15 protein-coding genes are annotated in these 13075 nt (G+C 75.6%); 7 read left to right on the forward strand and 8 right to left on the reverse strand.

Annotated features, from left to right (window positions below):
• Positions 1–1135 (reverse strand): DUF4349 domain-containing protein (locus EDJALFJO_RS02770; protein ID WP_088281990.1); only part of this gene is annotated, 1135 nt, incomplete at its 3' end.
• 291 nt (positions 1136–1426) lie between these two features.
• On the opposite strand from EDJALFJO_RS02770, the gene hemG reads away from it, so the two are divergent.
• Both hemG and hemQ read left to right on the forward strand, forming a co-directional pair.
• Positions 1427–2890 carry a protoporphyrinogen oxidase gene (gene hemG / locus EDJALFJO_RS02775; protein ID WP_088282059.1) on the forward strand — a complete coding sequence of 488 codons (1464 nt, stop codon included), beginning with the start codon at positions 1427–1429 and terminating at the stop codon, positions 2888–2890.
• Positions 2891–2904: 14 nt separating this feature from the next.
• Entirely contained in the window at positions 2905–3609 is a 705-nt protein-coding gene (gene hemQ, locus EDJALFJO_RS02780; RefSeq protein ID WP_088281992.1) for a hydrogen peroxide-dependent heme synthase, read from the forward strand.
• Positions 3610–3640: 31 nt separating this feature from the next.
• Here the strand turns inward: hemQ and EDJALFJO_RS02785 are convergent, their stop codons facing one another.
• Together EDJALFJO_RS02785 and msrB are read right to left on the reverse strand one after the other, a co-directional pair.
• The gene (locus EDJALFJO_RS02785; RefSeq protein ID WP_088281994.1) at positions 3641–4240 is read right to left on the reverse strand and encodes a GNAT family N-acetyltransferase; all 600 of its coding nucleotides are present in this window, start codon (positions 4238–4240) and stop codon (positions 3641–3643) included.
• Positions 4237–4659 carry a peptide-methionine (R)-S-oxide reductase MsrB gene (gene msrB / locus EDJALFJO_RS02790; RefSeq protein WP_233149649.1) on the reverse strand — a complete coding sequence of 141 codons (423 nt, stop codon included), beginning with the start codon at positions 4657–4659 and terminating at the stop codon, positions 4237–4239. The genes EDJALFJO_RS02785 and msrB overlap by 4 nt, the downstream gene beginning before the upstream one ends.
• 261 nt (positions 4660–4920) lie before the next feature.
• On the opposite strand from msrB, the gene EDJALFJO_RS02795 reads away from it, so the two are divergent.
• Positions 4921–5418: a hypothetical protein gene (locus EDJALFJO_RS02795; protein ID WP_143448252.1), complete on the forward strand. Its 498-nt coding sequence runs from the start codon at positions 4921–4923 to the stop codon at positions 5416–5418.
• 62 nt (positions 5419–5480) lie between these two features.
• Here the strand turns inward: EDJALFJO_RS02795 and EDJALFJO_RS02800 are convergent, their stop codons facing one another.
• Positions 5481–5972, reverse strand: coding sequence for a hypothetical protein (locus EDJALFJO_RS02800; RefSeq protein ID WP_088282063.1), 492 nt, complete (start codon positions 5970–5972; stop codon positions 5481–5483).
• A 173-nt stretch (positions 5973–6145) separates the two neighbouring features.
• Between EDJALFJO_RS02800 and EDJALFJO_RS02805 the strand changes: the two genes are divergently transcribed.
• Positions 6146–7333: a S9 family peptidase gene (locus EDJALFJO_RS02805; RefSeq protein ID WP_143448253.1), complete on the forward strand. Its 1188-nt coding sequence runs from the start codon at positions 6146–6148 to the stop codon at positions 7331–7333.
• Between the two features lie 69 nt (positions 7334–7402).
• On the opposite strand, the gene EDJALFJO_RS02810 is transcribed toward EDJALFJO_RS02805, so the two are convergent.
• The gene (locus EDJALFJO_RS02810; RefSeq protein WP_198949946.1) at positions 7403–8362 is read right to left on the reverse strand and encodes an AraC family transcriptional regulator; all 960 of its coding nucleotides are present in this window, start codon (positions 8360–8362) and stop codon (positions 7403–7405) included.
• 162 nt (positions 8363–8524) lie between these two features.
• On the opposite strand from EDJALFJO_RS02810, the gene EDJALFJO_RS02815 reads away from it, so the two are divergent.
• On the forward strand, positions 8525–8980 hold the full coding sequence (locus EDJALFJO_RS02815) for a hypothetical protein (protein WP_088282000.1): 456 nt from the start codon (positions 8525–8527) through the stop codon (positions 8978–8980).
• 75 nt (positions 8981–9055) lie between these two features.
• Entirely contained in the window at positions 9056–9652 is a 597-nt protein-coding gene (locus EDJALFJO_RS02820; RefSeq protein ID WP_088282002.1) for a dihydrofolate reductase family protein, read from the forward strand.
• 74 nt (positions 9653–9726) lie between these two features.
• Here the strand turns inward: EDJALFJO_RS02820 and EDJALFJO_RS02825 are convergent, their stop codons facing one another.
• From EDJALFJO_RS02825 to EDJALFJO_RS02835, 3 genes are read right to left on the reverse strand one after another with little or no spacing between them, the layout of a single operon-like run.
• Positions 9727–10530 carry a dihydrofolate reductase family protein gene (locus EDJALFJO_RS02825; RefSeq protein WP_088282004.1) on the reverse strand — a complete coding sequence of 268 codons (804 nt, stop codon included), beginning with the start codon at positions 10528–10530 and terminating at the stop codon, positions 9727–9729.
• Positions 10531–10544: 14 nt separating this feature from the next.
• The gene (locus tag EDJALFJO_RS02830) at positions 10545–11036 is read right to left on the reverse strand and encodes a SufE family protein (RefSeq protein WP_233149650.1); all 492 of its coding nucleotides are present in this window, start codon (positions 11034–11036) and stop codon (positions 10545–10547) included.
• Positions 11033–11929: a sulfurtransferase gene (locus EDJALFJO_RS02835; RefSeq protein WP_088282006.1), complete on the reverse strand. Its 897-nt coding sequence runs from the start codon at positions 11927–11929 to the stop codon at positions 11033–11035. The genes EDJALFJO_RS02830 and EDJALFJO_RS02835 overlap by 4 nt, the downstream gene beginning before the upstream one ends.
• A gap of 207 nt (positions 11930–12136) precedes the next feature.
• Here EDJALFJO_RS02835 and EDJALFJO_RS34805 point away from each other — a divergent pair, with 207 nt between their 5' ends.
• A complete protein-coding gene (locus EDJALFJO_RS34805; RefSeq protein ID WP_088282008.1) occupies positions 12137–13042 on the forward strand; it encodes a hypothetical protein in 906 nt (301 codons plus the stop codon).
• Positions 13043–13075: the final 33 nt, after the last annotated feature.

Here is a 13075-nt window from a genome sequence, read left to right on the forward strand (position 1 = left end):
TGTTCGACGGGGGCTGGGTGGGGGCGCCGGCCATGACCGGGACCTGGACGGTGGCGGGTGTCTGTGCCGCCTGCTGGGCGGCGGCGTGGGCCTCCGCCTGCTGGGTGGCCCAGCGGGCCGCGGCGGCCTCGCGCTCGGCGGCCTGGCGCTGCGAGCGGCGGCGGAGCAGGACGCTCGCCGGGTAGCCGACGACCGCGAGGACGATGCCGACGGGCAGCACCGCGCCGAGCACCGTGAGGATGACGTTGGTGCTCGCGACGAGCGCCTCCCAGCCGGCGTCGAGCCCGGCGAGGAAGCCGTTCTTCGGCTCCTCGGCCTGCGCCGCGGGGGTGCCCGGCACCTGCAGCGTCACCGTGAGGGTCGACAGGTCCGCGCGGCTCGAGAGCGACTTGAGGCGGGCCTGGAGGGCCTCCAGGTCGGCCTGCCGGCGGGTGAGCTCACCCTCGATGAAGACGATGTCCTGCACCGTGTTCGCCTTCGCGAGGAGCTCGCGGGTCCGGGCCACGGACTGCTTCTGCGTCTCGATCCGGCTCGCGACGTCGGCGATCTCGCCCGTGACGTCCTGGTCGGTCGCGCTGCGGCTGACGACGGTGCCGATGGCGCCGACCTTCGTCAGGGCGGTGTCGAGCTGGGGCTCGGGGACGCGCAGGACGACGACACCCTCGCCGGACTCCACCGACCGGGCGGTCGACCCGTCGGGGGCGGTGACGCCCTGCGAGATGCCGGTCGTCTCGGAGGAGACGTACCCGCCGAGCCCGTCGGCGATCGCCCGGACCTTCACCGCGGCGACGTCGAGGTCCTTCACGGTGAGCGTGACGTCCGCGGTCCTGATCCGGCGCTGGCCGGCGGTCTCCGCCGAGACGAGGTTCGCGCCCGAGGGTGCCTTCGCGCCGTCCGAGGACGCGCCGCCGGCCGCCTGGTCCGCGGGCGCGGCCGCGGGGCTCGCGGCCGCGGCACTGCTGTCCGTCAGACCTCCGGCGTCGCCGCCGCCCGCACCCTCCGCGGAGCTGTCGTAGGCGGCGCCCGACGAGGTGCCGCCCTCGCTCGAGCCGCCGCACGCGGCGAGCGTCAGGAGAGCGGCGGCTGCGATGGCCGCGAGGCGTGGTCCGGTGCGGATGCGTCGTGCGGGGGACATGGCGGCCTCCGGTGCTCGGGAGCCGCGTCGCGGCCCGGTTCGGTCGGGGGACGTCACCGGCGGGGCCGCCGTTGCACGGCCGCAGGTCACGAAGTGATCACCGTGAGGCGCTGCCCGCGGTGATCTCTGTGCGCCAGCGTCCCGGCCTTTGGTCACGGTGGTGTCGCACTCCGGGATCGGTAGCGTCCCGAGCAGGTGTCAGGCTGGTCACGTGAGCGGCCACGGTGCGAGGGGCGGGAACGACACGTGACGGGCGAGCAGGGCAGAAGGGCACGGCCGCGGGTCGTCGTCGTGGGTGCAGGGATCAGCGGGCTCACCGCGGCATGGCACCTCACCGACCCGGCGCGCGCCGGCGACGTCGTGCCCGAGGTACTCGTGCTCGAGGGGTCGCCCGGTGTCGGCGGCATCCTGCGCAGCGGCCCGCTCGGCCCCGTGAGCATCGACGTCGGTGCCGAGTCGGTGCTCGCGCGGCGGCCCGAGGCGCTCGAGCTCATCGCCGAGGCCGGCCTGGCCGACGACACGGTGCACCCGGTGACCACCGCAGCGAACGTCCTCGTCGACGGCGTCCTGCGGCCACTGCCCGGCGGCACCCTCATGGGGGTGCCGGGCGACCCGAACACGTTGCGGGGCTTCCTGTCCGACGCCGACGTCGAGCGCGCGGCGGCCGAGCCCGGCCTGCCGCCGACCGAGGTCGGGGACGACGTCGACGTCGCGTCGTACGTCGCGGCCCGGGTCGGCCGGGCCGTCGTCGACCGGCTCGTCGAGCCGTTGCTCGGCGGGGTCTACGCCGGGCACGCCGACCGGCTCAGCCTGCGCGCGACCGTCCCCCAGCTCTACGCCGCGGCGGCCGCCGGCGGCTCACTGCTCGCCGCCGTCCGGCAGATGCGCGCGGCCCCGCTCGCCGGCGGCGGCCACGGCGCGCACGCCCCGGGCGGGGGAGCGCTCGACCCCTCGGACGTCGGGGCACCGCCCGTGCTGCCGGTGTTCGCCGGGATCCGCGGCGGCGTCGGCCGGTTGCCGCAGCGGCTCGCCACCCGGCTGGCGGGCCGCGGCGTCGAGGTGCGCACCGGGGCGACGGTCCGCGGCCTGAGCCGGACGGCGTCCGGCTGGCGGCTCGTCGTCGGCCCGGCCTCCGCACCCGAGCTCGTCGACGCGGACGCCGTCGTGCTCGCCGTCCCGGCCGCGCCTGCCGCCCGGCTCCTCGCCGACGTCGCACCCGCCGCCGCGGCCCGGCTCGGCGCTGTCGAGACGGCGAGCGTCGGTGTCGTCGGGCTGCTGCTGCCCCGCGACCAGGCCGTCGGGCTGCCCGGGTCGGGCGTCCTCGTGCCGCCCGTCGAGGGCCGGCTCGTCAAGGCGATGACCTTCTCCTCGCGCAAGTGGGCCTGGACCGACGCGCTCGACCGCGACCACGTCGTCGTCCGGCTGTCCGTCGGCCGGCACGGCGAGGAGGCCTCGCTCCAGCACGACGACGACGAGCTGACCCGGCTCGCCGTCGCCGACGCCGCGGGCATCCTCGGCCGGCCGCTCGCCCCGGCCGCGACGACCGTCGTCCGCTGGGGCGGTGCGCTGCCGCAGCCCGCCGTCGGCCACGTCGCCCTCGTCGGCGCCGTCCGTGACGACGTCGAGGCCCTGCCCGGGCTCGCGGTCTGCGGGGCGGCCTTCGAGGGCGTCGGCGTGCCGGCGTGCGTCGCGGCGGCCCGGCGGGCGGCGTCCACGGTGGCGGCAGACCTCGCGGCACGACCCGCACCGGCCTGAGGGAGAATGACGACATGAGCGACGAGCACGGCGCGCAGCGCGTCCCCGCCCGCGAGATCAACGACACGATCCGGTACACGATGTGGTCGGTCTTCGCGGCCGACCCGGTGACCGGCGACCGGCAGGCGCTCGTCGCCGAGGTCGAGCAGGCGCTCGAGGGCCTCGCCGGCAAGGGGCTCGTCGTCCGCGGCTGGTACGACGTCGCGGGCCTGCGGGCGGACGCCGACGTCATGGTCTGGTGGCACGCCCCCGAGGTCGAGACGGTCCAGGAGGCGTACCACGCGCTGCGCCGGACGGCGCTCGGCGCGCACCTGCGCCCGGTGTGGTCGAACGTCGGCCTGCACCGCCCGGCCGAGTTCAACAAGGGGCACGTCCCGGCGTTCATGGCGGGGGAGGAGCCGCGCGGCTACCTGTGCCTCTACCCGTTCGTCCGGTCCTACGAGTGGTACCTGCTCCCCGAGGAGGAGCGCCGGGCGATGCTCGTCGAGCACGGCATGGCGGCGCGCAGCTTCGGTGACGTCCGCGCGAACACGGTCGCGTCGTTCGCGCTCGGGGACTACGAGTGGCTCCTCGCGTTCGAGGCCGACGAGCTGCACCGCATCGTCGACCTCATGCGCGAGCTGCGGGCGGTCGACGCGCGCCGGCACGTGCGCGAGGAGGTGCCGTTCTACACCGGCCCGCGGGTGCCGCTCGGGGAGCTCGTCGCGACCCTGCGCTGACGCGGCCCCGGCGGGCGGCCCGGGCGAGGGCTCAGGCCTCGCGCCAGGGCGCCTCGGGCATGCGCCGCATCCGGGTCAGGGCCTCGACCCGACCGCTCGTGTCGAGCACCGTCGCCGTGGCTGCGAACTGCAGCCGGGTGAAGAGGGCCACCGCCTCCGAGGGCACGTCCGCGACGAGCGGGCGGCCCCCGGAGCGGGCCAGCACCTCGGACAGCAGCGCCCCGCCCAGACCCAGGTGGCGGACGTCGGGGCGCACCGTGAGGCCCTCGACGAGCAGCGCCGTCCCGCCCGCCGGGCCGTCGTCCTCGACCTGCCGGGCCCGCAGCACGGCCACCGGCCCGGTGTCGTCGTCGATCCACACGTGCCGGGTGGCGGGGTCGAGGTCGACCGGCTCCGGGCCGGCCGCTCCGCGCAGCCGCAGCAGCGCCGCGGCGCTGCCCGGCAGCAGGGTCGCCCAGGAGTCCCAGCGGATCGCGGGCGCGATCCCGAGGTCGTCCCCGAGGACGAGCGGCAGCCCGCCCGGGGCCGTCGCCCGGACCCACGGCGCGGCCGAGGCCCGCGACGGCTCCCCGGGCCCGGTGAGACCGGGCTCGGGGTGTCCGGGGACGGCGCCGGGCGCTGGCCCGCTCATGAGTCCGTGGCCTCCCGGCGGATGCTGATCGAGTTGATGCAGAACCGCTGGTCGGTCGGGGTGTCGTAGCCCTCGCCCTCGAAGACGTGCCCGAGGTGCGACCCGCACGCGGCGCAGCGCACCTCGACGCGACGCATGCCGAGCGTCGTGTCCTCGATGTACTCGACCCGGTCGCCCGCCATCGGCGCCCAGAACGACGGCCAGCCGCAGTGGCTGTCGAACTTCTCGGCGCTGCGGAACAGGACGGCGTCGCACGCCCGGCAGGCGTACACGCCCTCGGTGTGGTCGTCCCAGTACTCGCCCGTGAACGCCCGCTCGGTGCCGCCCTTGCGGAGCACCTGGTACTCGGCGGCGGTGAGCCGCTCCCGCCACTGATCGTCGGTGAGGGTCACGGGGTACTGGCGTCCGGTGTCGTGCAATCCGCACCTCCTCCTGGGTGGTCGGTGCGATCCTCTCGCACCCGGCCCGGTCGGGCCCCACATCCGCACCAACCGTCGTGACGCCCCGGGCGTTCCCGGCGCGGTCGTCGTCACCTCGTGTCGACCGTGACGCAGTCCCTGCTGCACCGATCGTCGGTTAGCCGTTACCGTGGGCTCAGCACCGGTGCGCCGTCCGGGTGACGCTCGTCGCGCCCGGTGGCGTGCACGCGACCGGACCCGGCGACTCGATGGGTGGACGAGATGGCGAACACCGAATCCCAGCGGGTGTCCTCCACGGGCGACCGGCTCCCGCCCAAGGGCTCCCGCGAGGACGTCACCGAGAAGGCCGTCGCCGTCTTCGTGCTCGTCCTGGGCGTCGTCCTCGGCCTGGTCGACCAGCGCTCCGGCGCGGACACCGGGCTGCGGGTCCCCGCCCTCATCGCGTCGCTGTTCCTCGTCGCGAGCTCGCTCAACGTCCTGCTGCCCATCGGGGCCAAGGGGCACGTCGAGGACGACGTCGAGGTCGAGGGCCCGGCGGGCGACCCCGGCCGCGCGGTCGTCCGGGGCGCGGCCGCACCGCCGCCGCCCCCGCCGGCCAAGCCCTCGCCGTTCATCTCGATCCTGCTCATGGGGATCGCGGTGTGGCTCGGGCTGGCGACGCTCATGTACCAGGAGGCCGAGCCGCAGCTCACCGGGCTGTCGCTGCTCGCCTCGTTCCTCATCTTCAGCCGCGGGCTCGCGGAGCTCCCCGGCCGCTGAGCCACCCGCCGGCCGCCGGGCCGCCCGTCCCGCCCGTCCGGGGCCGCCCGGCGGGGGAGCGGTCAGCCGACCCAGCTGGAGCCGGCGTAGACGTGCAGCACGGGCACGCCGAGGCGCTCGCGGGCGCGGGACGCCCAGTCCGTGTGGAAGGTGTCCTCGACGGCGTGCAGACGGGTCACGACGACGACCTCGGTCGCGCCGGTCGTCGCGATCTGGGCGGCGAGGGTGTCGACGGGGTCGCCCGCGACGACCTCACCGGTCGCCTCGACACCGACGGCCTTCAGCTCGGCGAGGGTCGCGGCGAGCGCCTGGCCGGCGGCCGCGCGGTCGCCGGCGTCGTCGTCGCGGCCGCGGACGGCGTCGAGCGCCTCGCGCAGCTCGAGCAGGCTGAGGTGGTCGAGCACGTCGACGAGGAGGCTGCGCTCGGTGTCGGCGGGGACGACGACCCGGTAGGCCGGCGAGTCGTCGGCGTGGAACGCCGTGATCCGCGCCGCGTCGCCCGGGGTCAGGGCCTGCTCGGTGAGCAGCACGATCGTCGGGGAAGCGTCGGTCACGTTCGGCACTCCTGTCGTTCGTCCGGGTCGTACTGGGGCCTGCTGCACCCGGCGTCCTGCCGGGGCCGCCTCAGCCTACGCAGTCCGGCGCCGTCCGCCGCGGACGGCGGTCCCGGGTGCGCGGTGACCGTCCCGGGTGCGCGGCCGCGACGGCCGGTCGGCAGAATGCAGCCATGACCGGCACCCCGCAACGACCCGCGGCACTGAACCTCCTCCTGCGGGGTGCGGTCGTCGGGGCCGGCACCGTGCTCGCCGCCGGGGCGGCGGTGTCCGCGACGGCGGCCTACTTCGCCCGGCGGGTCGTCTCGCCGGACGGCGAGCGGCCCGACGACGTCGAGATCCTCGGTGTCGGGGCAGGGACGCTCACCCTGCGCGCGACGGCCGAGACGACGGCGCCCGGCCGGTACGGCGTCTGGCTCGACGGCGGCGGGGGCCACGCCCGCGTCGGCGAGGTCATCGACCACGACACGGCGGCCCGCACCGTGACCCGGCGGCTCGTCGCGGTCGACTCGGGGCGGCTGCGCGAGGGCGCCGCCCGCTGGAACCAGTACTACTACGCCGGCACGCCCGGCTCGGCGCTCGACCTGGCCTACGAGGACGTCGAGGTGTCGACGGCGCTCGGCGCGATGCCCGCGTGGTTCGTGCCGCCGTCGGCGTCGGTCCCGCAGCGCCGCACGTGGGTGCTGCTCGTCCACGGCCGGGGCGCGACCCGCGAGGAGTGCCTGCGGGCCCTGCCGGTCCTGCACCGCCTGGGGTTCCCGGCGCTCGTCGTCTCCTACCGCAACGACCGGGACGCCGCGCCGTCCCCGGGCGGGCGGTACCACCTCGGCGAGGCCGAGTGGCTCGACGTCGAGTCGGCCGTCGTCCACGCGTTCGGCGCGGGCGCGCAGGACGTCGTCCTCGCCGGCTGGTCGATGGGCGGCGCCATCGCGCTGCAGACGATGTCGCGCTCGTGGGTCGCCGACCGGATCCGGGCCGTCGTGCTCGACGCCCCGGTCGTCGACTGGCGGGACGTCCTCGACCACCACGCGAAGGTGAACCGGCTGCCGGCCCGGATCGGCCGGCTCTCCCAGGCCGTCCTCGAGCACACCCATGCGCGCCGCCTCGCCGGGGTCGAGACGCCGCTGTCCCTGGACCGGCTCGACTGGGTGACCCGGGCCGCCGAGCTCCGGGTGCCGGTGCTGCTCATCCACAGCGACGACGACGAGTTCGTCCCGTCCGGGCCGTCGCGGCGGCTCGCCCTGGCCCGGCCGGACGTCGTGACGTTCGTGCCGGTCAGCGGGGCCCGGCACACCAAGGAGTGGAACGTCGACCCGGACGGCTGGGACACCGCCGTCGCACGGTTCCTGCTGTCGCTGTAGGGGTCTCGGTGTTGTGGCCCGCGGGGTCCGTCACGGCGTGCGAGCCGGTCCGGTCGGTCGACGTGCCGGTCAGACCCGCTCCGCGATCCACGTCATCGGGTCGCCCGCCCCGAGATCGCTGACGCCGGCGTCCGAGAGGGCACCGAGCGCGAGCGTCCGGCGATGGCCGCCGAACGTCAGCACATGGGCGAACATCCCGCCGTACGTGAACGTCTGCGGCGGGTCGCACACGGCGTCGACGAACGTGTCGGCGAACCGGCCCTCACGCTCCACGGTCTCCAGCAGCCCGACGAACCGGGAGCCGACGTCGGCGTACCGGACCCGAAGCCGCGACAGCGTCTCGCGGGGCGGCCTGCCCTCCACGTAGTCGAGGGCGGTCTCCGGCGGCGGGTCGTTGTCCGGGCGGCCCCGACCCTCGACCGCGGCGAGCCACATCTCCTGCTGGCCGACGAGGCGGTGCAGCAGGCCGCGGAAGGTCGGGTGCTCGTCGATCCCGTCGACGGAGAGCTCGACGGGCCGGTCGAGCACCTCGTCGTCGAGATGCCGCGCCCGGTCGAGGATCTCGCCGACGAGCCACACGTGGTGACGGACCATGCCTGCGAGGACGTCCATCGCAGTCACCTTTCGTTCGGCGGGCAGCACAACGCCGCCCGGCGGGTGGAAGTGGACCCCGCTGGGCGCGGGCAGCCGCAACGACGGCGGCTGCGCAGACCGGGCCACGGACGGGGTGCAGCCGTAGGCGCGGACGAAGGCCCGGGTGAACGCCTCGTGCGAGCCGTAGCCGGCCTGGACGGCGACCTCGAGGATCGTCACCGGCTCGGTGACGATCCGGTGCGCCGCCCGTTCGAGGAGCAGCCGGCGCCGGAAGGACGCCGGCGGCTCGCCGCCGACCGCCGCGACGAGACGGTCGAAGTGGTAGCGGGACATGTGGGCCCGACGGGCGAGCTCACCGGCCGCGAGGTCCGTCTCGTCGAGGCTCTCGGCGACGAGGCGGAGGAAGCGGGCGAAGTGGTCGTCGGTCGTGCTCACGGCACCAGCCTGCCCCCGCCGCGCAGAGAGCGCTTGACCGCAGTTGCGCAGACGCGGGGCCGGGCCGCCCGAGGGACAGCCCGCCCGGACGCGCCCGTCGCCGATGTATCTGCAGCGGCGGCAGCAGGTTCCTCCCGGCACGACCATCACAAGGGAGCGACCATGTCCGAGCACGAGCACATCAGGCACGGCGGCGGCAGCGGTGAGCTGGTCGTCCACATGCAGGTGAACCGCAGCAACGCGACGGCCGGTGACTCCGGCGCGAACGTCGCGGCGTCGGCGATGATCAGCGTCCTCGTGACGCACGACGGCGTCCCGGTCGACGACCTCGGGGCGAGCGCCGGCAACCAGACGAGCGCGATCGCCCTGCCCGCCGGGTGGACGCTGCGCGACGGCTTCAACGTCCGACCGGGCGGCAGCATCGTCACCGTGACCGAGTTCAGCAACCTCGGCGGCGGGCTCTACGACATCAGGATCGTCCCGTTCGTCGACAACCCCGCGAGCACGTGGCTGACCGGCGAGTACGTCTACGGCGTGCAGCTCGAGGTGACGCGGACGATCGGCGGGCGCTCCTTTGTCCTGCGCGGCAGCGCCCTGGCGAAGCTCGCCGTCCTGTAGCCGGCGGCGCCGCGGTCGATGAGTTCTGCCCCGTGGGAGGGTCACAGGGGTGGTGCGCCGCGGAAGGAGCCGGCAATGGCCAGAGTCGTCATGCACGCCGTCGTCTCGATCGACGGTTTCATCGCCTACCCCGACCACTCGGTCGGGCCGCTGTTCGACTGGTACGGCAACGGAGACACCGAGGCCGTCGTCCGCGCCAGCGGGTGGCGGTTCCAGCTCTCCCGGGTCTCGGCGGAGTACGTCCAGCCGTTCTGGGACGGCGTCGAGGTCACCGTCATCGGGCGCCGCCTGTTCGACCTGACGAACGGCTGGGACGGCAAGCCGGGCGCCGGGCGCCGGCTCGTCGTCGTCACCCACCGGCCGCTGCCGCAGGAGTGGCTCGACGCGCACCCCGACGCGCCCTTCGAGACCGCCGCGTCCGTCACCGAGGCCGTCGCCCGCGCGAAGGACCTGGCCGGCGACGGGCTCGTCAGCGTCACCGCGGGCGACGTCGGCGGGCAGGCGTTCTCCGCAGGCCTCGTCGACGAGGTGGCGATGGACGTCGTCCCCGTCGTCCTCGGCGAGGGCGTCCGGTACTTCGGCGGTCACGTCGGCACGGTGCTGCTCGACGACCCCGACCGGGTCGTGCGCGGCGACCGGGTGCTGCACCTGCACCACACGGTCCGGCGCTGACCTCACCCCGCCGCAGGTTGCCCGGCACGGGCGCGGCGTCGCCCCACTCGCCCGACGCCGAAGACCTGCCGGGTTCAGCCCTGCTTCTGCACGTACCAGCGGCCGAGCAGCGTGCCCTCGCACTCGAGCAGGTGCGCGTTGCGCAGCATCAGGCCGGCCGGCGCGCCGTGGGCGATGCGGGGCGCGTCGCCGCCCTCGAGGCGCGGCGTCAGGGTGAAGCACAGCTCGTCGACCCGGCCCGTCGCGGCGGTCCGGGCGAGCAGCGTCGGGCCGCCCTCGAGGAGGACGCGGCGCATGCCGCGGGCGGCGAGCTGGGCGACGGCGACGGCGGGGTCGACGTCCGCCTCGCCGGCGACGAGCACCCGCTCACCGGCCTTCTCGCGCAACGCCTCGACGTCGGCGGCCGCGCACGTGACGACCCACGCGGCGTCCGGCCCGCGGAACAGGTCCGGGTGGTCCGGGAGCTTCCCGGAGCGGGTGACGAACGCGAGCGCCGTGGCCGGCCACTGGCCGGTGTCGAGCCGCCGGGCGGCGAACTCCGGCTTGGGCCGCAGCGGCCCGTAGCCCTCGGCGCGGGCGGTGCCCGCGCCGACGAGGACGACGTCCGCGAGGCCGCGGAGCACCGAGAAGACGACGCGGTCGACGTCCGAGCTGATCGAGCGGGAGCGCCCGTCGGGGCCGGCCGCCGCGCCGTCGAGCGTGCTCGCCATGTTCGCCCGCACCCAGCCGGTCTCCGGGACCGGGTCCGGGTAGGCGTAGAGGTCTGCGAGCGCCTGGATCGCGTCGGCGCGGGTCCGCGCGGCCTCGCTGCCGCCGCCGGGGTCGGCGAGCCGCCCCACGACGACGGGGCCGGGCAGGAGCAGGCGCAGCTCGCTCACGGGTCGAGCTCCCGTCACGAGGCGGTCTTCTCCCGGACCTGGCGCTTGATGCGCATGAGCATCCCGGTCATCCCGCGCAGCCGCAGCGGGCTCACGGCGCGGGTCAGGCCGAGCCGGTCCGGGACGTCGTCCGGCACCGCGAGGAGCTCGGCCGCCGGCAGCCCGTCGAGGCCCTGGCTGAGGATGCCGGCGAACCCGCGGGTCGTCGGCGCCTCGGCGGGGGCGGAGAAGAAGAGCCGGACAACATCGGCCGGGCCGGCCGGGCCGGCCGATGCCGCGCCGTCCCCGACCTCGACGGTGACGAAGATCGGCGACTGGCACTCCGGGACCGGCTCCATGAGCTCGGGGTGGTCCGCGAGCCGCGCGGGCAGGGCGGGCAGCTCCTGGCTGAACTCCAGGAGGAGCTGGAGCCGCTCGTTCTCGCCCATCTCCTGGAAGTCGGCGACGATCTCGGCGAGCGCGGCGGGCAGGTCGTCGGTGCGGTCACCGCCCGGGCCGGACGTCACGCCCGGACCTCGCCCGGGGCCTCGCCCTGGACGATCGGCACCCGGACGGCGTTGCCCCACTCGGTCCACGAGCCGTCGTAGTTGCGCACGGTCGGGAAGCCCAGCAGGTGGTGCAGCACGAACCAGGTGTGGCTCGACCGCTCGCCGATCCGGCAGTAGGCGATGACGTCGTCGGTGACCTTGAGACCCTTCTCGCCCTGGTAGATCGCCTCGAGCGCCGGGCGCGCCTTGAAGGTGCCGTCCTCGTCGGCGGCACGGGCCCACGGCACCGACTGCGCACCGGGGATGTGGCCGCCGCGCAGCGCGCCCTCCTGCGGGTAGTCGGGCATGTGGAGCTTCTCGCCGGTGTACTCCTGCGGGGAGCGGACGTCCACGAGCGGCTTGCCGAGGTGCGCGAGGACGTCCTCCTTGAAGGCGCGCAGCGGGGCGTCGACGCGCTCGACGACCGGGTAGCCGGTCGCGTCGCGGGAGGGCTTCTCGGTCGTCGTCGGGCGGCCCTCGGCGAACCACTTCGCGCGACCGCCGTCGAGCAGGCGGACGTCCTCGTGGCCGAAGAGGGAGAACACCCAGAGCGCGTACGCGGCCCACCAGTTGTTCTTGTCCCCGTAGATGACGACGGTGTCGTCGCGACCGATGCCCTTGGCCGACATGAGCCGGGCGAACGCCTCGCCGTCGAGGTAGTCGCGGGTCACCCGGTCGTTGAGCTCGGTGTGCCAGTCGACCTTCACCGCGCCGGGGACGTGCCCGGTCTCGTAGAGCAGGACGTCCTCGTCGGACTCGACGACGACGAGACCGGGGGTGCCGAGGTGCTCCGCGAGCCACGCCGTGGTGACGAGCCGCTCGGGGTGGGCGTACTCGGCGAGCTTGACGGCGGGGTCGGTCGGGACGGGCACGGTGATGGCCTTCCTTGCGGGCGGACGAGCGGGCGGTGCGTGCGAACGATCCTGCCACGGCCCCGCGGGGGGCGCCGTCCCGCCGTCCTCGCCTGCTCCGGCCGGGTCGTCGCGGGACCGACCGGGTGACGTGCCGGCCGCCGTGTCACGAACGGCGGTCGCGCGCCGACGGGTCCGGTGCCAGGGACGGGACGACGAGGGGGAGCGATGGCCGGACGGCGCAGCGGCGTCCTCACCGGGGCGCTCGTCGCGGTCACGCTCGTGCTCGCGGGCGGCACACTGCTCGCCGACGACCTGGCCGGCGTGCTCGGCGGGGCGACCGGGCCGGTCGCGTGGACGCAGGAGGCCGCGGCGCCGGCGTCCGCGCAGGCGGGGAAGCCTGCGGCGGTGACCAAGGCCGGCCCGAAGGCGGGTGCGAAGAAGAAGGCCGCTTCGAAGAAGAAGGCGGCCGCGAAGAAGGCGGCCGCGAAGAAGGCCGCCGCCGAGAAGGCCGCCGCCGAGAGGGCGGCCGCCGGCACGGTCTCGGCCGCGGGCTACGGCCCGCACGGCCCGCAGGGTCCGGGCACCTGCTCCTGCGCCGGCGGTCCCGGGACGACGCAGGGCGGGCCGGCGCGGGTGCGCGGCCCGCAGGTCGTCAAGGGCAGCAACCCGCCGTCCGTGCGTCTCGTCGTCCCCGGGATCGGCGGCGTGGACCGCGGCATCGCCGACACCGGTGTGCACAGCGACGGCACCTGGCACACGTACACGTGGCCGCAGCGCTACCACCCCGGCAGCCAGGTCACCCTCGACGCGGTGCCCTCACCGGGGCAGGTGACCCTGTCCTGGTACCACAACGGCGACCCGGCTGCGCTGACGTACCGCGTCGGCTACCAGCCCAACACCTGGATCCGGTCGACGACCCGGCCCGACACGTGGACGACGCCGCCCATCGTCTGGGTCGACGTCCCGCCGGCCGCGGCCCAGGGAGTCATGTCGTGGCGCCTGGCGAGGGCCACCCGCGGCGTCGAGTACACGTTCTGGCTCGAGGTCGACCTGACGACCCCGCCGCCGGAGGACGTCCTCGGCAGCACCCGGATGCTCCTCGCGCAGACCTCGCACGTCCTCGTGCCCTGAGCGACCCGCGGGGTCCGCCGACCGTCGAAGCCG

Origin of the sequence: Kineosporia sp. A_224, from assembly GCF_002198655.1 — a bacterium.
Lineage (GTDB): Bacteria > Actinomycetota > Actinomycetes > Actinomycetales > Kineosporiaceae > R-H-3.